This is a genomic window from Streptomyces clavifer (assembly GCF_036345975.1).
Taxonomy (GTDB): Bacteria; Actinomycetota; Actinomycetes; order Streptomycetales; family Streptomycetaceae; genus Streptomyces; species Streptomyces clavifer.
This window is the reverse complement of the sequence record NZ_CP107793.1, coordinates 5,543,619-5,568,951: the sequence shown is the minus strand read 5'-3', so window position 1 is coordinate 5,568,951 and position 25,333 is coordinate 5,543,619. Positions and strand designations below refer to the sequence as shown.

The 25,333-nt window shown below is 70.8% G+C and carries 15 protein-coding genes and 1 tRNA gene; 4 read left to right on the top strand and 12 right to left on the bottom strand.

Annotated elements, in window-relative coordinates:
* The first annotated feature begins 53 nt into the window (after positions 1-53).
* The 3 genes from OG927_RS24475 to OG927_RS24465 all read left to right on the top strand — a co-directional run bounded on the left by OG927_RS24475 (position 54) and on the right by OG927_RS24465 (position 6,874).
* On the top strand, positions 54-968 hold the full coding sequence (locus OG927_RS24475; protein ID WP_124281027.1) for a hypothetical protein: 915 nt from the start codon (positions 54-56) through the stop codon (positions 966-968).
* A gap of 308 nt (positions 969-1,276) precedes the next feature.
* Positions 1,277-5,989, top strand: coding sequence for an Lhr family ATP-dependent helicase (locus OG927_RS24470; RefSeq protein ID WP_330320772.1), 4,713 nt, complete (start codon positions 1,277-1,279; stop codon positions 5,987-5,989).
* Positions 5,990-6,067: 78 nt separating this feature from the next.
* Positions 6,068-6,874, top strand: a complete 807-nt coding sequence (locus OG927_RS24465; RefSeq protein ID WP_056790914.1) for an Fpg/Nei family DNA glycosylase — start codon at positions 6,068-6,070, stop codon at positions 6,872-6,874.
* Between the two features lie 23 nt (positions 6,875-6,897).
* Here OG927_RS24465 and OG927_RS24460 read toward each other — a convergent pair whose 3' ends face one another.
* The 11 genes from OG927_RS24460 to OG927_RS24410 all read right to left on the bottom strand — a co-directional run bounded on the left by OG927_RS24460 (position 6,898) and on the right by OG927_RS24410 (position 22,123).
* A complete protein-coding gene (locus OG927_RS24460; protein WP_056790968.1) occupies positions 6,898-7,170 on the bottom strand; it encodes a hypothetical protein in 273 nt (90 codons plus the stop codon).
* A 294-nt stretch (positions 7,171-7,464) separates the two neighbouring features.
* Complete coding sequence (locus OG927_RS24455) at positions 7,465-7,659, bottom strand: CsbD family protein (protein WP_056790916.1); 195 nt, start codon at positions 7,657-7,659, stop codon at positions 7,465-7,467.
* A 45-nt stretch (positions 7,660-7,704) separates the two neighbouring features.
* Entirely contained in the window at positions 7,705-8,175 is a 471-nt protein-coding gene (locus OG927_RS24450; RefSeq protein WP_056790921.1) for a Dps family protein, read from the bottom strand.
* A gap of 230 nt (positions 8,176-8,405) precedes the next feature.
* Positions 8,406-8,789, bottom strand: coding sequence for a helix-turn-helix domain-containing protein (locus OG927_RS24445; RefSeq protein WP_056790924.1), 384 nt, complete (start codon positions 8,787-8,789; stop codon positions 8,406-8,408).
* Between the two features lie 109 nt (positions 8,790-8,898).
* Positions 8,899-9,411, bottom strand: a complete 513-nt coding sequence (locus tag OG927_RS24440; protein WP_056790927.1) for a CinA family protein — start codon at positions 9,409-9,411, stop codon at positions 8,899-8,901.
* A complete protein-coding gene (gene pgsA / locus OG927_RS24435) occupies positions 9,408-10,244 on the bottom strand; it encodes a CDP-diacylglycerol--glycerol-3-phosphate 3-phosphatidyltransferase (protein ID WP_056790930.1) in 837 nt (278 codons plus the stop codon). Before pgsA ends, OG927_RS24440 begins: the two co-directional genes overlap by 4 nt.
* Positions 10,241-11,719, bottom strand: coding sequence for a 30S ribosomal protein S12 methylthiotransferase RimO (gene rimO, locus OG927_RS24430; RefSeq protein ID WP_056790933.1), 1,479 nt, complete (start codon positions 11,717-11,719; stop codon positions 10,241-10,243). Before rimO ends, pgsA begins: the two co-directional genes overlap by 4 nt.
* Positions 11,720-11,877: 158 nt before the next feature.
* A complete protein-coding gene (locus OG927_RS24425; protein WP_124281032.1) occupies positions 11,878-12,675 on the bottom strand; it encodes a helix-turn-helix domain-containing protein in 798 nt (265 codons plus the stop codon).
* 212 nt (positions 12,676-12,887) lie between these two features.
* On the bottom strand, positions 12,888-15,659 hold the full coding sequence (locus tag OG927_RS24420) for a DNA translocase FtsK (RefSeq protein ID WP_124281033.1): 2,772 nt from the start codon (positions 15,657-15,659) through the stop codon (positions 12,888-12,890).
* 109 nt (positions 15,660-15,768) lie between these two features.
* Positions 15,769-16,449: a response regulator gene (locus tag OG927_RS24415; RefSeq protein WP_056790939.1), complete on the bottom strand. Its 681-nt coding sequence runs from the start codon at positions 16,447-16,449 to the stop codon at positions 15,769-15,771.
* Between the two features lie 244 nt (positions 16,450-16,693).
* Positions 16,694-22,123: a HAMP domain-containing protein gene (locus tag OG927_RS24410; protein ID WP_056790942.1), complete on the bottom strand. Its 5,430-nt coding sequence runs from the start codon at positions 22,121-22,123 to the stop codon at positions 16,694-16,696.
* Positions 22,124-22,524: 401 nt separating this feature from the next.
* On the opposite strand from OG927_RS24410, the gene OG927_RS24405 reads away from it, so the two are divergent.
* Positions 22,525-25,152 (top strand): SpoIIE family protein phosphatase, encoded by a 2,628-nt coding sequence (locus OG927_RS24405; protein ID WP_079100719.1) that lies wholly within the window; start codon positions 22,525-22,527, stop codon positions 25,150-25,152.
* Between the two features lie 61 nt (positions 25,153-25,213).
* Here OG927_RS24405 and OG927_RS24400 read toward each other — a convergent pair.
* A tRNA-Thr gene (locus OG927_RS24400) sits at positions 25,214-25,286 on the bottom strand.
* Positions 25,287-25,333: the final 47 nt, after the last annotated feature.

Below are 25,333 nucleotides of genomic sequence, written 5' to 3'. Positions count from 1 at the left end.
CAGCCGAGCCGGGTGGGCCCTGCGGGCGGTGCTTCGCCCTCTACGGTCGGTCCATGGCTGGAACCGGAGCAAACACCCTCGCCCGCGCCGAGCAGTTCATCTGGCTCACCGCCCGTGTCCTCGAGCAGCGGCGGTTCGCCCATCTCTTCCTCGAGGGGAGCGCGGACGCCGTCGAGACAGCCCTCGCCGCCCATCTGAACGATGACGGCGGTTACGGCCACGCACTGGAACCCGATCTCCGCGGGCCGGTGAGCCAGCCCCTGCACACCGCGCACGCCCTGAGCGTCCTCGACTCGATCGGTCGTTGCGGCGGCCTGCGCGTCGAACGGATCTGCCGCTATCTGACCGCCGTGTCGACGAAGGAAGGAGCGCTGCCCGCACTGCACCCCTCGCAGCGCGGCTACCCCGCAGCCCCCTTCATCCCGGTCGTCGACAACCCGCCCGCCGAGCTGCTGACGACGGGGCCCGTGGTCGGACTGCTGCACCGCAACCGGGTGTGGCACGCCTGGCTGTTCCGCGCCACCGACTTCTGCTGGGCCGCCGTCGACGCGCTGGAGCAGTCGCACCCGTACGAGATCGAGGCGGCGATCGCGTTCCTGGACGGCGTCCCGGACCGGGCCCGTGCCGAAGCGGCTGCCGACCGGCTGGGGCATCTGGTCCGTGAGCAGCACCTGGTGGTGCTGGATCCGCGGCGGCGGGACGAGTACCCGGTGGCACCGGGTTACGCGCCGGGGGAACACCACTTCCCTTACGACTACGCCCGCACCCCCGGGTCTTTCGCGCGCCGGTGGTTCAGCGACGCCGAGCTGCAGACCAGCCTGGACCACCTGGCGGACGAGCAGCAGGCCGACGGCGGCTGGCCGGTCGGCTGGCGGCAGTGGGCGCCCGGCACGGCCCTGGAGGGGCGCCCGATCGTGACGCTCAAGGCCCTGCAGACACTCCGGGCGTACGGACGCGGTCTCCGCTGAACCGCGACCGGCGTCCGGGCCGGGCCGGGCCGGGCCGGGGAGCGTTCCCGTGAGGCAGGTGTCCGGAGCATCCCGTACGGCTTCTCGAGGGCCCCAGCAGCGCGACGGGCGGGTGCCCGGCCCGGAGGAAGGCACCTCACCTCCGGGGTGGGGGCCGCGCGCAGTGCCCGCGCATCCCCCACTCATTCGGCGGTCCGTTGCCGCCATTCGGACATTCCCGCAGGTCCGGGCACCTGCCCGCAGTTCGGGCCGGTGAGCGCCGGGCACGTCACCGGCCGTTGTCAGTGCCGGGGTGCACGATGGGTGGCATGGCCGGTTCCGCACTCGACTCGTTCTCACCCGCTACCCGCAGCTGGTTCACGGGCGCCTTCGACGCGCCCACCGCGGCGCAGGAGGGCGCCTGGCAGGCCATCGGCGAGGGTTCCGACGTGCTGGTCGTCGCCCCGACCGGTTCCGGGAAGACGCTGGCCGCCTTCCTCGCCTCGCTGGACCGGCTGGCAGCGGTGCCGCCGCCCGCGGAGGCGAAGAAGCGCTGCCGCGTGCTGTACGTGTCACCCATGAAGGCGCTCGCGGTCGATGTGGAGCGCAATCTGCGCTCGCCGCTGACGGGCATCCGCCAGGAGTCGGTGCGGCTGGGCATGCCCGAGCCGGAGGTGCGGGTGGGAATCCGCTCCGGCGACACCCCTCCGGCCGAGCGGCGCTCGATGGCGACCAGGCCCCCGGACATCCTCATCACCACTCCGGAATCGCTGTTCCTGATGCTCACCTCCTCGGCCCGGGAGGCGCTGGCGGGGGTCGAGACGGTGATCCTGGACGAGGTGCACGCCGTCGCGGGCACGAAGCGCGGTGCCCACCTCGCCGTCTCCCTGGAGCGTCTGGACGAGCTGCTGCCGCGCCCCGCCCGGCGTATCGGGCTGTCGGCGACGGTCCGCCCGGTCGACGAGGTGGCACGGTTCCTGTCGCCGCAGCGCAGGGTGGAGATCGTCCAGCCCCCGTCGGCCAAGGAGTTCGACCTGTCCGTCGTCGTCCCGGTGGAGGATCTCGGCGAGCTGGGCGGCTCCCCGGCCACCGACGGCGGGACGGGCGAGGCGGAGAAGCCGTCCATCTGGCCGCACGTCGAGGAGCGCATCGCCGATCTCGTCCAGGCGCACCGCTCCACGATCGTGTTCGCGAATTCACGGCGGCTGGCGGAGCGCCTGTGCAACCGGCTCAACGAGATCGCGTACGAGCGGGCGACGGGCAAGGCCTTCGAGGAGGAGACGTCCGTCGGACCGCTGCCCGAGGCCCACTCCCCCGCCGAGATCATGGCTCAGTCCGGAGCGGCCAAGGGAGCGCCCGCGCTGCTCGCCCGCGCGCACCACGGCTCGGTCTCCAAGGAGCAGCGCTCCCAGGTCGAGGAGGACCTCAAGGCGGGCCGGCTGCCCGCCGTGGTCGCCACGTCGAGTCTGGAGCTGGGCATCGACATGGGCGCGGTCGACCTGGTGATCCAGGTCGAGTCGCCACCGTCCGTCGCCTCGGGGCTGCAGCGGGTGGGCCGGGCCGGCCACCAAGTGGGTGCGGTGTCCACCGGTGTGGTCTTCCCCAAGTACCGGGGCGACCTGATCCAGGCCGCCGTCGTCACCGAACGGATGCGCGTGGGTGCCATCGAGGCACTGCGGATCCCGTCCAACCCGCTGGACGTCCTCGCCCAGCAGATCGTCGCCGTGGTCGCGCTCGACAGTCGGCAGGCGGACGACCTGCTGGCCCTCGTCCGCCGGGCCGCGCCGTTCGCCTCACTCCCCGAATCCGCGTTCACCGCCGTGCTCGACATGCTCGCCGGACGCTATCCGTCCGACGCCTTCGCGGAGTTGCGCCCCCGCGTGGTGTGGGACCGCGTCTCCGGTACGGTCACGGGCCGCCCTGGCGCCCAGCGGCTCGCCGTCACCTCGGGCGGCACCATTCCCGACCGCGGCCTCTTCGGCGTCTTCCTGGCGGGGTCCGACCCGAAGAAGGGCGGCGGGCGGGTCGGTGAGCTGGACGAGGAGATGGTCTACGAGTCGCGGGTCGGCGACGTCTTCACGCTGGGTACGACGTCCTGGCGGATCGAGGACATCACCAGGGACCGGGTCCTGGTCACGCCGGCCCCCGGTGTCCCGGGACGGCTGCCGTTCTGGAAGGGCGACCAGCTGGGCCGCCCGCTGGAGCTGGGCCGTGCCCTGGGCGCGTTCCTGCGGGAGATCGGCGGGCTCTCCCCCGAGGACGCCCGGCTCCGGTTGCTCGCCGCGGGCCTCGACGCGTGGGCTGCGGAGAACATCCTGTCGTACCTGGACGAGCAGCGACGTGCCTGCGGCCACGTCCCCGACGACCGGACGATCCTCGTCGAGCGCTTCCGCGACGAGCTGGGTGACTGGCGGGTCGTGGTGCATTCGCCGTTCGGCGCCCAGGTGCACGCCCCGTGGGCACTCGCCCTGTCCGCCCGGCTCAGCGAGCGGTACGGCATGGACGCGCAGGTCATGCACGCGGACGACGGCATCGTGCTGCGGCTGCCCGACGCCGATCTGATGGGTCTGGATCTCCTCGACTTCGATCCCGCACCGGCGGATACGGGCGGGGAGGAGGAGCCTGCTCCCGGGCGCTCCGAACCGGGACAGGTCTTCCCCGGCGGCGGCTACGACAGCGACCAGCCGCCCGTCAGCGCCGCCGACGTGGTCTTCGACAAGGGGGAGATCAGCCAGGTCGTCACCGAACAGGTCGGCGGTTCGGCCCTGTTCGCCTCCCGGTTCCGCGAATGCGCCGCGCGCGCCCTGCTGCTGCCCCGGCGCAGTCCCGGAAAGCGCACCCCGCTCTGGCAGCAGCGGCAGCGCGCGTCCCAGCTGCTGCAGGTGGCCTCCGAGTTCGGTTCCTTCCCGATCGTCCTGGAGGCGGTCCGGGAGTGTCTCCAGGACGTCTTCGACGTCCCCGGTCTCACGGAACTGATGGGCGACCTGGAGGCGCGCCGCATCCGCCTGGTCGAGGTGACCACCCCCGAGCCCTCGCCTTTCGCCCGCTCGCTCCTCTTCGGCTACGTCGCACAGTTCCTGTACGAGGGCGACTCCCCGCTCGCCGAACGGCGGGCCGCCGCGCTCTCGCTCGACTCCCATCTGCTGGCCGAGCTGCTCGGCCAGGCGGAGCTCCGCGAGCTGCTCGACGCCGATGTCCTCGGCGAGCTGGAGCGGGAACTGCAGTGGCTGACCGAGGACAGGCGGATCAAGGACGTCGAGGGAGTGGCCGATCTCCTGCGTGTGCTCGGCCCGCTGACCGACGCCGAGCTGGCCGAGCGCGGTGCCGAGCCGCAGTGGGCGCAGGAGCTGGAGACGGCCCGGCGGGCCATCCGGGTGCGCATCGGCGGATCCCCCCACTGGGCGGCCATCGAGGACGCGGGCCGGCTGCGGGACGCGCTCGGTACCGCGCTGCCCGTGGGCGTTCCCGAGGCCTTCACCGAGCCGGTGAAGGATCCGCTCGGCGACCTCCTCGCCCGTCATGCCCGCACGCACGGCCCGTTCACCACCACCCGCGCCGCGAGCCGCTTCGGCCTCGGTGCCGCCGTCACGGAGGGTGCGCTGCAGCGGCTCGCCGCATCGGGCCGCGTCGTCCAGGGAGAGTTCCATCCCGCGGGCATCGGCCAGGAGTGGTGCGACGCCACAGTGCTGCGGCGCCTGCGCCGCCGGTCGCTCGCCGCGCTCCGCCAGGAGCTGGAGCCGGTGCCACCCGCCGCACTGGCGGGCTTCCTGCCCCAGTGGCAGCACCTCGGCGACAACAGCCTGCGCGGGATCGACGGGCTGGCCCGGGCCATCGAGCAGTTGCAGGGCGCCCCGGTCCCCGCGTCGGCCCTGGAGAAGCTGATCCTGCCGAGCCGGGTCGCCGGGTACTCCCCCGCGCTGCTCGACGAGCTCACGACCACGGGCGAGGTCGTCTGGGCCGGTTCGGGCTCGCTCCCCGGGAAGGACGGCTGGCTGTCCCTCTACCTCGCCGACAGCGCACCGCTGCTCCTGCCGCCGCCCCATCCGCTGGAGGAGACCGCGCTGCACGAATCGGTCCTCGCGGTCCTCTCCGGGGGGTACGGCCTCTTCTTCCGGCAGATCGCCGACCAGGTGCGCGCCACCACCCACCCGGACAGTACGGACCCCCAACTGGCCGACGTCCTCTGGGACCTGGTCTGGTCCGGCCGCCTCACCAACGACACCCTCGCCCCGCTGCGTTCGCTCCTCGGCTCGGGCCGCACGGCGGGCGCGACCGCACACCGCGCGAAGCGCAATGTGCCGCGCGGCCGTTACGGGTCGCTGACCGCGGCCGCCCGTACCGCCTCCCGCACCGGCCCGCCGACCGTGTCGGGCCGGTGGTCCCTGCTGCCCCCGGCGGAGCCCGAACCGACCCACCGCGCGCACGCGCTGGCCAGGACACTCCTCGACCGCCACGGGGTGGTGACACGCGGCGCGGTGCAGGCGGAGGGTGTCGAGGGCGGGTTCTCCGCGACGTACCGCATCCTCGCCGCGTTCGAGGACAGCGGTCAGGCGCGCCGCGGGTACGTCGTCGAGGGCCTGGGAGCCGCACAGTTCGCGATGGACGGCGCCGTGGACCGGCTGAGGGCCGCATCCACCGCCCGCGACCGCACCGACCCCGGCACGGCCCCCCGGGCACTGGTCCTCGCGGCCGCCGATCCGGCCAACGCGTACGGCGCCGCGCTGTCCTGGCCCGAGCCCCCCGACGGCGCGGGGCACAAGCCGGGCCGCAAGGCGGGAGCACTGGTCGTCCTGGTCGACGGCGAGCTGACGCTGTACATGGAGCGCGGCGGCAAGACGCTGCTGGCCTGGCCGGCCGACCCCGCTGATCCGGCACTCGTCGCGGCGGCCGAGGCACTCGCGTCGGCGGCCCGCGCGGGAATGCTCGGCACGGTCACCGTGGAGCGCACCAACGGCGTCTCGTCCCTCACCTCCCCCCTGGGGCGCACCCTGGAGGCTGCCGGCTTCCTCGCCACTCCGAGAGGGCTGCGTCTGCGCGCCTGAGCCCGTGCGGGGTGCCTGCCCGGGGCCGGCCGGGCTGTCGCCCGCCCCGTACGGCCCCGGGCCGCGCATCATGGAGGCATGCCCGAAGGTGACACCGTCCTGCAGACCGCCAAGCGTCTCGACACGGCGCTCGCGGGTCATGTGCTGACCCGCTCCGATCTGCGGGTGCCCCGGTTCGCCCTGGCCGACCTGACCGGCCGGACCGTCCTCGATGTCACCGCACGCGGCAAGCACCTCCTCACCCGCATCGAGGACGGTCTCACCCTCCACAGCCATCTGCGCATGGACGGTGCCTGGCGCGTCTACGGCCCGGGCGAACGCTGGCGGGGCGGACCCGACCACCAGATCCGGGCCGTGCTGGGCACCGCGGAGCGCACCGCCGTCGGCTATCGCCTCCCCGTTCTCGAGCTCCTCCGCACCAAGGACGAGGAACAGGTCGTCGGCCACCTCGGTCCCGATCTGCTGGGGCCCGGCTGGGATCCGGACACCGCCCTGCGCAATCTCCTCGCGGAGCCCGGGCGCCCCCTGGGCGAGGCGCTGCTGGACCAGCGCAATCTGGCCGGTATCGGCAATGTCTACAAGTGTGAGCTCTGCTTCATGGCCCGTGTCACGCCCTGGCTGCCGGTGGGCGAGCTCGCCCTGCCGCTGGCCACACGTCTGGTCGGCACCGCCAAACAGCTCCTGGAAGCCAACCGTGACCGCCCCGACCGGACCACGACGGGCCCCACCGCCGCCTACGGCCGGGGCCGCACGCACGAGCGGCTGTTCGTCTACGGCCGCGGCCGCCGGCCCTGCCTGCGCTGTCGCACGCCGATCCGCAAGGCGGACCAGGACTACCGCCCCACCTACTGGTGTCCGCGGTGCCAGTCGGGGCCCACCGCTTGAGAGTCCCTGGGAGCCGCGCTCCGTCAGGAGTCCGGCCGCTCCGGCCCGGGCCCGCCGTGAGCACCGGGCGCGGAGGCGCCGCCACCGCCCTGCGCCGGCCCGCCATCGGCCCGCGCGGGCGGGCGCGCGGGCCGTCCGGTCGCCGCGACGTGTACGGGCAGCAGGCTCAGACCCCACCCGCCCGCGGCCACCGCGCCCTCGACGAGGCCCGCGTGCTGCGGCTCCAGCAGCAGCCGCAGCACCGCCCACCACCACACGCCGCCCAGGACGAGCAGCGGCACCCATCGGCGCACCATGACTGCCTCCTCCGGCCGATGCCCGTACGGCACGATCTCTTCGTGGGAGGGGCGCATCGGTGCACTGTCCGGCGTACGGGCGCGAACAGGACGACGTCGCACGCTCTTTCCCGGGGCCGTCCTGGAGCGGGTGAACCGCGGCCCTTCACGCAGTTTCCCCCGGGACCCCTCCGCCTGCATCCTGCGTCGTCCGCATCCCATGGCTGTGCCCCCGCCTCGGGAAAAGGCGGGGGCACGGCAACCGTGCGACCGGGCGAGACCCTTGAAGGCCCTGACGCCCGTCGTCCGGCGGCCCTAACGCCCGTCGTCGTCGGTCAGCGAGTCCTTCATGCCCTTGGCGCGTTCACCGGCCTCGTCCATCGCGCCTCCGGCCTTGGCCTTGGCCTGATCGGTCTTGCCCTCGGACTCCTTGCGCCGGTCCCCGGTGAGCTTGCCGGTCGCTTCCTTCGCCTTGCCCTTGAGCTTGTCCACGGTGTTGTCGTCGGTCATCTTCTGCTCCTCGCTCGCTGGTCGGGTGGTCGGTGGGGCGGACGGTCAGGCGCTCTCCGCCTGGAACATCCACGCGTGCTTCTCCAGGTCCGCCGTCAGCGTGATCAGGATGTCCTGGCTGACGGGGTCGGGCTCGGCGGTCACCTCGATGCGCTCCCTCATGCGGTCGATCACCACACGGAGGGCGTCCACGAGGGCCCGTACCGCGTCCACGTCCTTGATCCAGCCGTCAGGCACGGAATCGATGGCCGTGGTCTTCGCGAGGGTGCGGGACCGCCCGTCCGGATTGACGCCGATCGCGGAGGCCCTCTCCGCGACGGTGTCCGAGTGCTGCCGCGCCGTGTCCACGACCTCGTCGAGCTGAAGGTGCACGGACCGGAAGCGCGGGCCGACCACATTCCAATGGACCTGCTTGGCCGCCAGGGAGAGGTCGATCAGGTCGACCAGAGCTCCTTGGAGGGCGTCTCCCACAACCTTGCGGTCGCCTTCGGACAGTGGGCTCTTCACGACAGACATGCACTTCTCCGATCAGATAGCTGTTCGGCCTACCACCCGTCCACGATGGCATATACAACGCAAAACGGTCATTCGAGTGGCGTGCCGGAGGGGCCGACCCGGCCACGCCACCAGGCCTCACACCCACGCCTGCCCGGCGTCCGCCCGCGCACACACCCGGAATGCCGAGAGCCCCGGCCGACCCCATGAGGGGCCGGCCGGGGCTCTCGGTTCACCATGAACCGCGCAGGTCAGGCGGCGACGACATCCACCGCTTCCGCGGGCGCCTTGATGGTCACCCGTCCCGTCGGCACACCTGCCACCGACGCCACGGAGACCGAATTGAGCATGGGGCGCACCGGCACGGGCACCGGGTCGCTGGCTGCTGCCGACTCGGCCAGCTCGGCCAGGGACAGTTCATCGCTCACTTCACGCATGAGCTCGGACATCCGTACGTCAAGCGCGTCGCAAATGGCGGAGAGCAGCTCGGAGGATGCCTCCTTCTGCCCCCGCTCCACCTCGGAGAGATAGCCGAGCGAGACTCGGGCGGACGAGGAGACTTCGCGCAGAGTACGGCCTTGGCGCTGGCGCTGCCGACGCAGCACGTCACCAAGCAGGCGACGGAGCAGAATCATCGGTGGCTCCCTCCTCGGACCGCGTAGCCGCATCCTTCACGCCCCACCGTACCGCCTTGCGCTGCGGCCGTGCGGGGAGCGATGTCGTGTTCACTCAGGGCTGCAAACATCAATTCCCCCCGTTCTGTTCCGTATCCTGTGCCCCCGCATTTTCGCCGAGTTCGCCGGAGAGCAGTTCGAGCAGGCTCCGCACACTCTCTCTACGGATGTCCGTCCGCCCACCGTTCAACCTCAGCTCGGCGACTTTCCGCACGCCTCCCGGCCCGGAAACGGCCACGTGGACCGTGCCGACGGCCTTGCCGTCCTGCGGATCGGGGCCGGCGACACCGGTGGTCGACACACCCCAGTCCGCTCCCAGGGCCCGCCGTACGCCGGCCGCCATCGCGAGCGCGACATCCGGGTCGACCGCACCCCGTTCGGCGAGCAGGGCCCCGTCGACGCCCAGCAGGTCCCGCTTGAGGGGCGTTGCGTAGGCCGTGACGGACCCGCGGAACGACCGCGAGGCTCCGGGCACCGACGTCAGCTCCGCGGCCACCAGACCGCCCGTGAGGGATTCGGCGACGGCGAGCGTCTCACCGCGCTCCTGCAGCCGCCGCAGCACCCGGGCCGCTCCGGACGTCACCGGTCGGCCTCCGCCGCACCCCGGGCCCCAGCGACGGGCTCCACGACGCCTTCGCCGACGGCGTGGCTCGCGGACGTGCCCACGACCGGGCCCGCGTCACCCGCAGCGCCGCCCGCGCCCATACCCGCGATCGGGCCCGCGTCGCCGGCGTCCGCCGCCGCCGCGATCCCTTCCCTGGCCGCGGCGCGCTCCGCGGCGAGACCCTTGCGGCGCAGCACGACGGCCTGGCGCACGTAGTCGAGACCCGTGACCACCGTCAGCGCGACGGCGGCCAGCATCACCCAGAAGCGGAGGGTGGCCAACGGCCCGGTCAGTACCAGGACGTACATGCCGACGGCCGTGCCCTGCGCCAGCGTCTTCACCTTGCCGCCGCGACTGGCCGGGATCACCGCGTGCCGGATGACCCAGAACCGCATGAGCGTGATGCCGAGCTCACGGAAGAGGATCACTCCGGTGATCCACCACGGAAGATCCCCGAGCGAGGACAGGGCGATCAGGGCCGCGCCCATGATCGCTTTGTCGGCGATCGGGTCGGCGATCTTCCCGAAGTCCGTGACGAGGTTGTACGCGCGTGCGAGATGACCGTCGAAGAGGTCCGTGATCATCGCGACGGCGAAGGCCGCCCAGGCGAACGAACGCCAGACCGGGTCGTAACCGCCGTCGTGCAGGAGCAGCATGACGAAGCCCGGGACCAGCAGCAGCCGCACCATGGTGAGGATGTTGGCGATGTTCCACAGGCCGGCCTGATTGACGGCTCCCGCGCCCAGCATGCCGCCGCGGGGTACCGGCGTCGCGCCGGAGCCGCCTGCCGCGGATGCCGGGGCTCCCGTCATCTGGCTGCCTCCGCAAGCTCGTGGTGTTCGGCCACGAGGTCCACTCCCTCGGTGCCCACTGCCTTTGCCTCGACCATAAGGCCCGGCACGAGTCCCTCGCGTGTGGTGAAGACGACATGGCCGTCCGTTTCCGGTGCCTGGTGGGCGGCGCGGCCCACCGCGACCTCTCCGTCCTCGTCGGACTCCACGGATTCGACGAGGACCTGGAGCGTCTCGCCGACCCGCTCCTCGGCACGCTGCGAGGTGAGCTCCTCGGCCAGCTGCGAGATGTGGGCGAGGCGTTCGGCGATGACGTCGGCGTCGAGCTTGTTCTCGTATCCGACGGCCTCGGTGCCCTCCTCGTCGGAGTAACCGAAGACACCGATGGCGTCCAGCCGCGCTCCGGTCAGGAAGCGCTCCAGCTCGGCGAGGTCCGCCTCGGTCTCCCCCGGGAAGCCCACGATGAAGTTCGACCGGGCCCCGGCCTGCGGCGCCTTGCCGCGGATGGTGTCCAGGAGCTCCAGGAAGCGGTCCGTGTCGCCGAACCTGCGCATCGCCCGGAGCACGCCGGGGGCGGAGTGCTGGAAGGAGAGGTCGAAGTAGGGCGCGACCTTCGGGGTCGAGGTCAGTACGTCGATCAGCCCCGGGCGCATCTCCGCGGGCTGCAGGTAGCTGACCCGGATCCGCTCGATGCCGTCGACGTCGGCGAGCTCGGGCAGCAGGGTCTCCAGGAGCCTGATGTCACCGAGGTCCTTGCCGTACGACGTGTTGTTCTCGGAGACCAGCATGACCTCCTTGACGCCCTGCTCAGCGAGCCAGCGCGTCTCGCCCAGCACGTCCGAGGGGCGCCGGGAGATGAAGGAACCGCGGAAGGAGGGAATGGCGCAGAACGAACAGCGGCGGTCGCAGCCGGACGCGAGCTTCACCGAGGCGACCGGGCTGGTGCCCAGCCTGCGGCGCAGCGGTGCCCGGGGCCCGGAGACCGGCGCGACGCCGTCCGGCAGGTCCGCGGGGGCCGGCGTGATCTCCTGGGCGTGCCCGGGCAGCGCGACGGCGGCGTCCTGGCGCTCGGCCGGGCTGATCGGGAGCAGCTTGCGCCGGTCGCGCGGGGTGTGGGAGGCGTGGATGCCACCGTTGAGGATGGTCTGCAGGCGGTCGGAGATGTCGGCGTAGTCGTCGAATCCGAGGACTCCGTCCGCTTCCGGCAGCGCCTCGGCGAGGTCCTTGCCGTAGCGCTCGGCCATGCAGCCGACGGCCACGACGGCCTGGGTTCTGCCGTGATCCTTCAGATCATTGGCTTCGAGCAGGGCGTCGACGGAGTCCTTCTTGGCGGCCTCGACGAATCCACAGGTGTTGACGACGGCGACATCCGCGTCGGAGGCGTTCTCGACGAGATCCCAGCCGTCCGCTGCCAAGCGGCCTGCGAGCTCCTCCGAGTCCACCTCGTTACGGGCGCAGCCAAGAGTGACAAGGGCGACGGTACGGCGTTCGGGCATGGGCTCAAGACTACTTTGTCCCGGACCGCGTCCTGCCGTGCAGGGTTCACCGCTACAGCGAGTGACCGGCGGAGCGGTGCCGCGCACGAGAAAACAGGAACGGTGAGCTCCCGGCAGGGCCGCCGGATGCTCACCGATCGAGTACGCGGGGCGCAAGGTCAGCCGACCTCGGGGTCACCCTTCGTGTACGAGAGCCGTTCGACCTGTCCCGGCTCGAACCGGTCGTCGACCTTCTTGCCGTTGACGAAGAGCTCGATGGCTCCGGCGTCACCGAGGACGAGGTCGACCCGCTCCTTGTCCTGGAAGGTCTTGGAGTCGCCCTGGAGCAGCAGCCCGTCGAAGAGCAGCCGTCCGTTGTGGTCCTTGGCGGAGATCCAGCTCTTGCCCTCGGTGGCGCTCAGCTTCACCGTCACCTTGTCGCGCGGGGCGGCGGCGATGGCGCTTTCGGAGGGCACGGGCTTGGGATCGGCGGGCTTGGTGGCAGTGGGTTCGGGAGTGGTCCTGTCGGGTGTCGAACCTTCGGCGACCTGGGCCGTGCCGGAGTCGTCGTCGCCGTTGAACAGCGTGAAGCCGACGAACCCGACCACGGCCACGATCGCCGCGACCATGGCCGCGGTCCAGTTCGGCCGACGGGGTTCGGAGCGGATCCGTTCCGCCTCGAACAGCGGCGCCGCCGGAGTGGGCGCAGGACGGCCGCCGTGTTCGGCGTCGAACTGCGCGATCAGCGGATCCGGGTCGAGCCGGACGGCTTGGGCGAGCATGCGGATGTGACCGCGTGCGTACACGTCGCCGCCGCAGCGGGAGAAGTCGTCCGCCTCGATCGCGTGCACGATGGGGATGCGCACCCGGGTGGCGCTGCTGACTTCCTCGACCGTAAGACCTGCGGCGATTCGAGCCTGCTGGAGCGCGTGACCGAGCGAAGGCCGGTCGTCTTCGGGGGAGTTGCCGATGGACACGTGGGCGCCTTTCGAGCGTGAGCCACCTGCTGGATGTTCAGTCTAGGGGTGGTACGAAAGGGTGGGGCAACCGGGAGGGACGACTTTGTACGCCATCGGGTTCGCCGGGCAGCCCCTCGGGCAGGGCGGGGGACGGAGTCCGGAACTGATCATCCCGTACTCCTTCCTCCACCTTGACGTACGACCGGGCGAAACGGTTGCGCGCGAAACTCCTACGGAGCGGTTTCCCCACGGATCACTGCCAACACCCCGTCGAGTTCGTCCGGTTTCACCATGACATCGCGCGCCTTGGAACCCTCGCTGGGGCCGACGATGTTGCGCGACTCCATCAGGTCCATGAGCCGGCCGGCCTTCGCGAAGCCGACCCGGAGCTTGCGCTGGAGCATGGACGTCGAGCCGAACTGCGTGGAGACGACGAGCTCGGCCGCCTGGCAGAGCAGATCGAGGTCGTCACCGATGTCCTCGTCGATCTCCTTCTTCTGCTTGGTACCGACCACCACGTCCTCGCGGAAGACCGGCGCCATCTGATCCTTGCAGTGCTGCACGATCGCCGCGACCTCGTCCTCGGTGACGAAGGCCCCCTGCATGCGGGTCGGCTTGTTCGCCCCCATCGGCAGGAACAGCCCGTCCCCCTTACCGATGAGCTTCTCGGCACCGGGCTGATCGAGGATGACGCGGCTGTCGGCGAGCGAGGACGTGGCGAACGCCAGCCGGGACGGGACATTCGCCTTGATCAGACCGGTCACCACGTCGACCGAGGGACGCTGCGTGGCCAGCACCAGATGGATGCCCGCAGCACGCGCCAGCTGGGTGATGCGGACGATCGAGTCCTCGACGTCACGCGGTGCGACCATCATCAGGTCCGCGAGCTCGTCGACGATGACCAGCAGGTACGGGTAGGGGCTGAGCTCCCGCTCGCTGCCTTCGGGGGCCTTGGCCTTGCCGCTGCGCACGGCGTGGTTGAAGTCGTCGATGTGCCGGTACCCGTACGCCGCGAGGTCGTCGTAGCGCAGGTCCATCTCGCGTACGACCCACTGGAGGGCCTCGGCGGCCTTCTTCGGGTTGGTGATGATCGGCGTGATCAGGTGCGGGATGCCTTCGTACGCGGTGAGCTCGACGCGCTTGGGGTCGACGAGCACCATCCGGACGTCCTCCGGGGTGGCCCGCACCATGACCGAGGTGATCAGGCAGTTGATGCAGGAGGACTTGCCGGAGCCGGTCGCCCCCGCCACCAGGACGTGCGGCATCTTCGCGAGGTTGGCCATCTCGTAGCCGCCCTCGACGTTCTTGCCGAGCGCCACCAGCATGGGGTGGTCGTCCTCGGCCGCGTCCGCGAGGCGCAGGACGTCGCCGAGGTTGACCATCTCCCGGTCGGAGTTGGGGATTTCGATTCCGACCGCGGACTTGCCCGGGATCGGGGAGATGATCCGGACGTCCGGGCTGGCGACGGCGTACGCGATGTTCTTGGTGAGGGCGGTGATCCGCTCGACCTTGACGGCCGGGCCGAGCTCCACCTCGTACCGCGTGACCGTCGGTCCGCGGGTGAAGCCGGTGACGGACGCGTCGACCTTGAACTCCGTGAAGACGGTCGTCAGTGACGCGACGACCGCGTCGTTGGCCGCGCTGCGCGTCTTGCCGGGGCCCCCGCGCTCCAGCAGGTCGAGCGACGGCAGGGAGTAGGTGATGTCGCCGGAGAGCTGGAGCTGCTCGGCTCGGGCTGGCAGCGGCTGGGAACGCTCGGGGACCGGCTTGGTCAGGTCGGGTACGCCGCCGGACCGCGAGCCCGCGGTCTCTCCGGCGTCCCGGCCTCCCGGGGGGACCTTCTCGGCCGCTCGGGCTCCGGGCACCGGTGTGCCGCTCCGCTCACGGTCGGCGGAGACCCCCTGCGTCAGGTCGGCGACGACCGGCGACGGCGGCATGCCGTTCATCACCGCTCCGTCGAGCGCGGCCGCGGCGGCTGCCGCCACGTCCACGGCGTCCAGGGTGCGGTTCATCGCGGGCTGGGCCGAGGTCCTGCGCGGCCGGCGCCGTCTTGCCGGCGCCTCCCCCTCGACCGGGTCCGCGTCGTACACGTCGTCCGTCCCCGGCCCACGGGCCGGAGACCGTCGGGAGCCCTCGGGCAGCGCGTCGCGCCACTGCTCGTCGTAACGCTCGTCGTCGCCGTCCTCCTCGGGCTCCTGCGCCGGGGCCACGATGCCGAGCCGCACGCCGAGCTGCCGCAGCCGCTGCGGGATGGCGTTGACCGGCGTGGCCGTGACGACCAGGAGCCCGAAGACGGTCAGCAGCAGGAGCAGCGGAACGGCGAGCACCTCGCCCATCGTGAAGACGAGGGGCTTGGAGGCGGCCCAGCCGATCAGCCCGCCCGCGTCCTGCATGGCGGCGGTACCGTCCTCGCGGCCCGGCGATCCGCAGGCGATGTGGATCTGGCCCAGCACTCCGACGACGAGCGCGGACAGGCCGATGACGATGCGGCCGTTGGCCTCCGGCTTCTCCGGATAGAGGATCAGCCGGACGCCGACGGCGACGAGCAGTATCGGCACGAGCAGGTCGAGCCGGCCGAAGGCCCCGGTGACGAGCATCTCGACGAGGTCGCCGACGGGGCCCTGAAGACGCGACCACGTGCCCGCCGCGACGATCAGCCCGAGGCCGAGGAGCAGCAGCGCGAGGCCGTCCTTGCGGTGCGCGGGGTCCAGGCCCTTCGCGCCGCGCCCTATGGAGCGGAACACCGCACCGACGCCGTGGGCCGTCCCCAGCCAGAGGGCACGGACGAGGCGGTAGACCCCCCCGGTGGGGGACGGTGCCGGTTTGGGTGCGACCTTCCTGGGCGCCGCCTTCCTGGCGGGTGCCTTCTTCGCGGGCACGGTCTTCTTCGCCGCGGTCTTCTTGGCGGGCGCGGCTTTCTTCACCGGTCCCCGGGTACTGCCGACGCGCTTCGCGGTGCCCGCCGTGCCCTGGGAACCCTTGCCGGACGTACGTGAGGCCATGTGACTGAGGTTACCGGTGCCGACGGCGGTGGACACGTGTGCCTACGCCTTCACCCGTCCGTGTCGCCCTGTGAGGGCGCCGAACTGACGCGCCCTCAACCGCCGGAGGTCAGTTCCGCGAAGGCAGGGCCGTCGCCGAACCGCCGGTACCGGGCTCCAGCGCGTCGAGCGCACGGCGCAGTCCGGTGAGCTTGCGCTCGAGGTGCGCGGCGGTCGCCACGGCCGCGGCGTCCGCCGACTCGTCGTCCAACTGCTTGGAGAGCGCCTCCGCCTGCTCCTCGACGGCGGCGAGCCGCGCCGAGAGCTCCGCGAGCAGACCCGCCGGCTCCCTCTCGTCCGCACCGGGGTGCACGCCGCCTTCGAGCTGCAGCCGCAGCAGGGCCGCCTGTTCGCGCAGCTGGCAGTTCTTCATGTACAGCTCGACGAACACCGAGACCTTTGCGCGCAGCACCCAGGGGTCGAAGGGCTTCGAGATGTAGTCCACCGCGCCCGCCGCGTAACCGCGGAAGGTGTGGTGCGGACCGTGGTTGATCGCGGTGAGGAAGATGATCGGGATGTCCCGGGTCCGCTCCCGCCGCTTGATGTGCGCAGCCGTCTCGAACCCATCCATACCGGGCATCTGCACATCCAGCAGGATGACCGCGAAGTCGTCCGTGAGCAGCGCTTTGAGCGCTTCCTCCCCTGACGATGCCCGCACCAGTGTCTGATCGAGCGCCGAGAGGATCGCCTCCAGCGCCAGCAGATTCTCCGGCCGGTCATCGACCAGGAGGATCTTGGCCTTCTGCACCATGGCCCGCCCTCCTCGCCCCGGAATCGCACCGGGTGCCGCCCCAGGGGACGACTCCCTTACGCCGTCCGCCCTTGTGCCGGTCATGGTAGCCGCACCCCGCCCGTCGCCACACCCTGTCACCGCGATGTCACTGTGCACGTAGCAAAAACGCGGCGCGAGACCAGAAGGTTCCCCGGATTCCGGTCACTCACACCCTTTCGGGCACGGTCGGTCGACGGTTCCCGGCGGGCCGGGCCCCGCCCGGTCACTCTCCGCGCATCCACTTCTCCATCACCGACAGCAGGTGATCGGAGTCGACCGGCTTGGTGACGTAGTCGGAGGCACCGCAGTCGATCGCCTTCTCACGGTCGCCCTTCATCGCCTTCGCGGTCAGTGCGACGATCGGAAGTCCCGCGAACTGGGGCATCCTCCGGATCGCCGTCGTCGTGGCGTAACCGTCCATCTCGGGCATCATGATGTCCATCAGCACGATCGTCACATCGTCGTGCTGCTCCAGGACTTCGATGCCCTCGCGTCCGTTCTCCGCGTACAGCACCGACAGGCCGTGCTGTTCCAGCACACTGGTCAGGGCGAAGACGTTGCGGATGTCGTCGTCGACGATCAGCACCTTCTCCCCGCGGAAGCGGAACGCCCTCCGCGGCTCCTGATCCTGCTGCGGACCCTGCACCCACTCCTGGGACGCCGCGCTCCCCTCGCCCGCCCTGCCGTTGGCCAGGGCGGGCCGCTGGGACGCCCCGCCCAGGGCCTTGCGGCGCCGTCGGAAGACACCGGCGGAGTTGGCCGGGTCACCCAGGGGCGGCTCGGCCCCGGTCCGCTGCGAGGCCTCCAGTTGCAGGGCTTCGCCGGAACCGGCGTGGATCTCGATCGGACCGGGTCCCATCTGCGGGTAACCCTGCGGCGGCAGCTCGCTCGGGTGCAGCGGCAGGTACAGCGTGAACGTTGAACCACGTCCCGGTTCACTCGCCGCGTGGATCTCACCGCCCAGCAGCCGTGCGATCTCCCGGCTGATGGACAGGCCGAGCCCCGTACCCCCGTACTTGCGGCTGGTCGTGCCGTCCGCCTGCTTGAACGCTTCGAAGATCACCAGCATCTTGCTGGAAGCGATACCGATCCCGGTGTCGGTGACCGAGAAGGCGATCAGGTCGCCGTCCGCGTCACGCAGCGAACCGGCCTCCAGCAGATGCTCCCTGATGGCGTTCGGGACATCGGCGCCGGCCGGCCGGATCACCAGCTCCACCGCCCCGCTGTCGGTGAACTTGACCGCGTTGGACAGCAGGTTGCGCAGCACCTGGAGCAGCCGCTGCTCGTCCGTGTGCAGTGTCGCGGGCAGCTCCGGGGACACCCGTACGGAGAAGTCGAGACCCTTCTCCGCGGTGAGCGGCCGGAACGTCGCCTCCACGTAGTCGACCAGCTGGACCAGGGCGATCCGGGTCGGGCTGACGTCCATCTTGCCCGCCTCGACCTTGGACAGGTCCAGGATGTCGTTGATCAGCTGGAGCAGGTCGGAACCCGCCCCGTGGATCGTCTCGGCGAACTCCACCTGCTTCGGCGAGAGGTTGCCCTCGGCGTTGTCCGCGAGCAGCTTGGCCAGGATGAGCAGCGAGTTGAGCGGGGTACGCAGCTCGTGCGACATGTTCGCCAGGAACTCGGACTTGTAGCGCATCGACACCGCCAGCTGCTCGGCGCGCTCCTCCAGGACCTGCCGGGCCTCCTCGATCTCGGTGTTCTTCACCTCGATGTCGCGGTTCTGCTGCGCCAGCAGCTCGGCCTTCTCCTCCAGTTCGGCGTTGGAGGCCTGCAGCGCCTTCTGCCGGTTCTCGAGCTCCTGGGACCGGTCACGCAGCTGCTCGGTGAGCTCCTGGGACTGCTCCAGGAGTTTCTCCGTCTTCGTGTTGACGCTGATCGTGTTGACGCTCGTCGCGATCATTTCGGCGAGCTGGTTGAGGAAGTCCCGCTGGATGTGTGTGAACGGCTGGAACGAGGCCAGTTCGATCACCCCGAGGACCTTGCCCTCGAAGAGGACCGGCAGCACGATCACATGGGCGGGCGGAGCCTCGCCGAGGCCGGAGGAGATCTTCAGGTAACCCGGCGGCACGTTGTCCACCTGGATGGTCCGCTTCTCCTCGGCCGCCGTGCCGATGAGCGTCTCGCCCGGCCGGAAGGAGGTGGGCATCGAGCCGGCCGAGTAACCGTAACTCCCGCGCATGCGCAGCTCGTACGAGCTGTCCTTGCCGCCGTCGGCCCCCACCTCGTCGGTGTCGCCCGTGGTCATGGCCAGGAAGAACGCACCGTGCTGGGCCGAGACGACCGGAGTCAGCTCGCTCATGATGAGCGAGGCGACGTCGTCCAGGTCGCGGCGGCCCTGCATCAGGCCCGAGATCCGGGCGAGATTGCCCTTGAGCCAGTCCTGTTCCTTGTTGGCCAGGGTGGTGTCGCGCAGATTCGCGATCATCGTGTTGATGTTGTCCTGCAGCACCTGGATCTCGCCGGCCGCGTCGACGTCGATCTTGAGGTTGAGATCGCCCCGGGTCACCGCGGTGGCGACCGCGGCGATGGCCCGCACCTGACGGGTCAGGTTCCCGGCCATCTCGTTCACCGACTCGGTCAGGTCGCGCCAGGTCCCGTCGACGTCCCGCACCCGGGCCTGTCCGCCCAGCTGCCCCTCGGTACCCACTTCACGGGCCACCCGGGTCACCTGGTCGGCGAAGTTCGACAGCTGCGCCACCATCGTGTTGATGGTGTTCTTCAGTTCCAGGATCTCGCCGCGCGCGTCGATGTCGATCTTCTTGGTGAGATCGCCCTTGGCGATGGCGGTGGTGACCGTGGCGATCTGACGCACCTGACCGGTCAGGTTGTCCGCCATCGAGTTCACCGACTCGGTGAGGTCCTTCCAGGTGCCCGAGACCCCGGGGACCCGTGCCTGGCCGCCCAGTTCGCCCTCGGTGCCCACCTCGCGCGCCACCCGGGTGACCTCGTCGGCGAACGAGGACAGGGTCGTCACCATCGTGTTGACGGTGTCGGCGAGCTCGGCGACCTCGCCGCGCGCCTCCACCGTGACCTTCTTCGTCAGGTCACCGTTGGCGACCGCGGACGAGACCCGGGAGATGTTGCGCACCTGGCTGGTCAGGTTGTTGGCCATCAGGTTGACGTTGTCGCTGAGGTCCTTCCAGATGCCCGTCGCACCGCGCACCCGGGCCTGGCCGCCGAGGATGCCCTCGGTACCCACCTCGCGCGCCACCCTCGTCACCTCGTCGGCGAAGTTGAGCAGCTGGTCGACCATCGTGTTGACCGTCGTCACCAGTTCGAGGATCTCGCCCTTGGCGTCGACGGTGATCTTCTTGGAGAGGTCGCCCTTGGCGACCGCGGTGGTCACCTCGGCGATGTTGCGCACCTGGAGCGTCAGGTTGTTGGCCATGCCGTTGACGGACTGGGTGAGGTCCTTCCACGTACCGGAGACACCCTGCACCTCCGCCTGGCCGCCCAGCATGCCCTCCGTGCCCACCTCGCGGGCGACCCTGGTCACCTGCTCCGCGAAGTTCGACAGCTGGTCGACCATCGTGTTGAGGGTGTTCTTCAGCTCCAGGATCTCGCCCCGGGCGTCCACGTCGATCTTCTGCGAGAGGTCGCCCCGCGCCACCGCCGTGGCGACCTGCGCGATGTTGCGGACCTGGGCGGTGAGGTTCCCCGCCATGCCGTTCACCGAGTCCGTCAGGTCACGCCACACGCCGGCCACGCCGGGGACCTGGGCCTGGCCGCCGAGCCGCCCGTCCGTGCCCACCTCGCGGGCGACCCGGGTCACCTGGTCGGCGAACGCCGAGAGCTGGTCGACCATCGTGTTGATGGTGTTCTTCAGCTCCAGGATCTCGCCCCGGGCGTCCACGTCGATCTTCTGCGACAGGTCGCCCCGCGCCACCGCCGTCGTCACCTGGGCGATCTGACGCACCTGGGAGGTCAGGTTCCCCGCCATGAAGTTGACGGAGTCGGTGAGCTCCTTCCACGTACCCGAGACACCGTCGACACGCGCCTGGCCGCCGAGGCGGCCCTCCGTGCCCACGTCGCGGGCCATCCGCGTCACCTGGTCGGCGAAGTTCGACAGCTGCGCCACCATCGTGTTGACGGTGTTCTTCAGCTCCAGCATCTCGCCGGCCACGTCGACCGTGACCTTCTGCGAGAGGTCGCCGTTGGCGACGGCCGTGGTCACCTGGGCGATGTCACGGACCTGGCCCGTCAGGTTCCGGAAGGCGGTGTTCACCGAGTCGGTGAGGTCCTTCCACGTCCCGGCCGCCCCCGGCACCTCGGCCTGCCCGCCCAGCCGGCCCTCGACACCGACCTCGCGCGCGACGCGGGTGACCTCCGAACCGAATGCCTGGAGCTGGTCCACCATCGTGTTGACGGTGTTCTTCAGCTCCAGCATCTCGCCGGCCACGTCGACCGTGACCTTCTGCGTCATGTCACCGCTGGCCACCGCCGTCGTCACCTGGGCGATGTCCCGCACCTGCGTCGTCAGGTTCCGGAAGACGGTGTTCACCGAGTCGGTGAGGTCCTTCCACGTCCCGGCCGCCCCGGGCACCTGGGCCTGGCCGCCGAGCAGACCCTCGCCACCGACCTCGCTGGCCACCCGCGTCACTTCGTCCGCGAAGGTGCGCAGCGTCTCGGTCATCTGGTTGATCGTCTCGGCGAGTTGCGCGACCTCTCCGCGCGCGCTCACCGTGACCTTCTGGGACAGGTCGCCGTTGGCGACCGCCGTCGTCACCTCGGCGATGCCACGCACCTGGGAGGTCAGGTTCCCGGCCATCGTGTTGACGGAGTCCGTGAGGTCCTTCCAGACCCCCGCCACCCCCGGGACCGTCGCCTGTCCGCCGAGCTCGCCCTCGGTGCCCACCTCACGGGCGACCCGGGTCACTTCGGAGGAGAACGAGGACAGCTGGTCGACCATCGTGTTGACGGTGTTCTTCAGCTGGAGCATCTCGCCGGCCACATGGACGGTGACTTTCCGCGACAGGTCCCCCTTGGCGACCGCCGTCGTCACCAGGGCGATGTCGCGGACCTGCGCGGTGAGCCGGTACGCCATGGTGTTCACGGAGTCCGTGAGGTCCTTCCACGACCCGGACATGCCGCGCACCTGGGCCTGCCCGCCCAGCTTGCCCTCGGTGCCCACCTCGACCGCGACCCGGGTCACCTGCTCGGTGAACGCGGAGAGCTGGTCGACCAGGTTGTTGACCGTACGGGCGACTCTCAGGAACTCGCCCCGCAACGGCCGTACCGTCTCGTCCGCGGTGTGCGACCGCAGCTCCATGCGCTGCTCGAGATCACCGTCGGCGACGGCGGCGAGCACCCGGCCGACCTCGGACACGGGGCGTGCCAGGTCGTCGACGAGCTCGTTCGAGGCATCGATCGCGGCTGCCCAGGATCCCTCGCAGGCGCCGGTCTCCAGGCGTTCCGTGAGCTTGCCCTCGCGTCCGACCACGCGGCGTACCCGGGCGAGCTCGCCCGTCAGGTGCAGATTGCGGTCGGCCACCTCGTTGAAGACCGCAGCGATCTCCGTGAGCACGCCGTCGCCCGAGACGGTCAGCCGCCTGCGGAAATTGCCGTCGCGCATCGCCACGAGGGCCGCCAGCAGTCTGTTCAGAGCTGCCGCGTCCACGTCGATGGTCCCATTGCGCTGTTTCTTCACGGGCTGTCCGCCTTTTGTGCGCGTTCCTGAACCCCGCGCCGCCACGCCAGACTCCACCGTGTCCCTCCCGCAGGGGTTGACCGTATCGCTCGGGCCGTTATCGGAAGCTTGCCCACTTCCACTTTGACTCACCGCCACAGCACACCGTCGACGGGTGACTATGCGGACGTCAAATCGTTGAAACGTACCAGGCGGGAACCGGACGGGGTGCGAGGTCCCCTGGTTGCCTCATTTCCCTCACCGGGGACCCCATAGTTGTGCGCCCGCGCACAACCTCCGTGGGGCCCGCGTGCACGAGTCCGCCCTCGTGTACCCGGGACACCCGGTGAGCGTCTAGCCTGGCAGGCGAATCGAAGCGGCGAGAAACGGGCACAGGACTCGGGGAAGCGACGAGACACCATATGGGGAGTGCTGTGATCACCGCGCGCGCGGCTGCCACCTTCGATCCGGTCGGACGCTCGGTGGCGACAGCCCGCGCCTTCGTCCGCGACACCCTCCAGGGGTGGGGGTACAGCGATGTCGTCGACGACGCCGTCGTCCTGACCAGCGAGCTCGTGACCAATGCGGTCGTGCACGCGGGTACGGCCGCGGACGTCCTCTGTCTGCGTACCGAGGACGGCGTACGGGTCGAGGTCGCCGACCACTATCCGGACCGGGAGATCCCGCTCCAGAGTTCCGGTCCGGACTTCGGCAGCCCCGACCGGGAGGGCGGCCGCGGCCTGCTGCTCTGCGCCGCCCTCGCCTCGCGCTGGGGGGTGGAGTACTCCCCCGCGCACAAGCACGTCTGGTTCCAGCTCGATCTCCCGGACCGGCCCGTGGGCATCCGTTCGGCGGGACCGCTGCTGCCCACGGCTCTGCTTCCGGTCACCGACGAGCGCGTGCGGGTGGCCGTCGTCCAGATCGACCGCTCCGGCTCCATCACCGCGTGGAACGACGACGCGGACTTCCTCTTCGGGTACGCGGCGGAGCAGGTCACCGGCAAGCAGCTCACCGACATCGCCGCCTGGCCGCACACCCCCGGTACCAGCACCGGCGTCGCCGACGCCCTGCTGCTCTCCCGCTGGGAGGGCAGCTACGGCATCCGCGGCGCGGACGGCCGGGTCATCCCGGTGTACGCCTCGCACCTCAGGGTCCGCGACACCGAGGGCGAGCCGTCCACGGTCTGCCTCCTCGTACGGGACGACGAGCGCGCGGTGCTGCAGACCCCCGCACGCGCCCCCGTCTCCGACTTCTCGGCCGAGCACCGCACCACGGACCCGTTCGAGGTGTTCATCGGCTCCCCCGCTCCGGACGACCTCGACGGGCTGCTGCAGCGCACGGTCGAACGGGCGCGCGACATGCTCGACGCCGACTCCGCCTTCCTGCTGCTCGCCACGGACGACGAGACGGAGCTGGAGGTCCGGGCGACGACCGGTCTGCCTTCGGCCCGTCAGCGTTTCGCCCGGGTGCCCGTCGAGGCCGGAACGGGCCGCTACGGCTCCGCCCGCATGCCGGCGGTCCACGAGGACCTGACAGCGGTCCCGGGCGCCGTGCCGCTGCTCAGCGACACGGGAATGCGCTCCGTCGTCACGGTCCCGCTCAAGGTCGAGGGCCGGCTGACCGGTTCGCTGGGTGTCGCGGCCGAAGCGGCCGGGCGGTACACCAACGAGGAGGCCCTGCGTCTCCAGTTCGCCGCCGACCGCATCGCGCTGGCCGTCGAGTCGGCCAGGCTCGGCGAGCTGGAGCGCCTGCGCCGCGGTTCGCTGTCGTTCCTCGTCGAGGCGTCCGACCTGCTGGCCGGCACTCTGGACAGGGACCAGACACTGGCGCTGATGGCCCAGATGACCGTGCCGACGCTGGCGACCTGGTGCGCCGTCTACACGATCGCCGACCAGTCGTCGGACCCGTACCTCTCCTACGTCCTGCACGAGGACGAGGAGCGCATCGACGGCCTGAAGGCGCTGCTGTCCTCCATCGACCCGCCGGACCCGGTCCCGGCGCCGGGAGCCCGTATCTGGCCCGCCCCGGCCGCGGCCGGCCACCGGGCCGCTCTGCAGGTGTCCACGCGCACGCTCGGCAGGGACGCGCCCCTGAGCATGGGAGTGGCGGCCCGCACGACGCTGGCCACCGCTGCCGCGGTGGGTGGCGAGACGGTGGTGCTGCCGCTGGTGGCGAGGAACCGGGTGATCGGCATGCTGACGCTCGGGAAGCCGTCCGACGACCACTTCCGCCAGGAGATCCTGGAACTGGCCGAGGACCTGTCCCGACGGGCCGCCCTGGCCCTGGACAACGCACGCCTGTACTCGGAGCGCATGGCCATCAGCCAGTCCCTCCAGCGCAGCCTGCTGCCGCCTGGCCTGCCCGATGTGCCGAACGTCGAGATCGAGGTCATCTACCGCGCGGCGGGCGAAGGCAACGAGGTCGGCGGCGATTTCTACGACGTGTTCCCCATCCGCGACGGAGCCTACGGATTCGCCATCGGCGACGTCTGCGGTACGGGGCCGGAAGCAGCGGCCGTCACGGGTCTCGCCCGGCATGCCCTGCGCCTGCTCGCCCGGGAGGGCTTCGGAGGCCCTGCGGTGCTGGAGCGCCTCAACGCCGCCATCCTCGACGAGGGCGCACGGAGCCGCTTCCTCACGCTCCTCTACGGGGAACTGTGGCCCCAGGAGGACGGCAGCGCCCTCCTCAAGGTCGTCTGTGCGGGACATCCCCTCCCGCTGCGCCTGCGGCAGGACGGCTCGGTGGAGGCGGCGGCGGAGCCGCAGCCGCTGCTCGGTGTCATCGAGGACCTGGAGCTGTACGAGCAGGAGGTCACCCTCGACCCGGGTGACGTGCTCCTCTGCGTCACGGACGGAGTCACCGAACGGCGTGAGGGTGCCCGCATGCTGGGTGACGACGGCCTGGCCGACGTCCTCTCCATGTGTACGGGCCTGACGGCCGGCGCGGTGGCGGGACGCATCCTGCGGGCGGTCGAGCGCTTCGCCGCGGAGCCCGCATCGGACGACATGGCCATCCTGGCGATGCGCGTCCCGGAGCCGCAGCACTTCTAGAGACCGGCCCCGGACACGGGAAAGGCCCCCCGCCAGTGGCGGGGGGCCTTTCCTTTTGCGGAGCCCCAATGCGGAATCGAACCGCAGACCTTCTCCTTACCATGGAGACGCTCTACCGACTGAGCTATTGGGGCCTGCTGCCCTGCGGCAACGAGCTAAAGCATACCCTGCATCAGGGGGT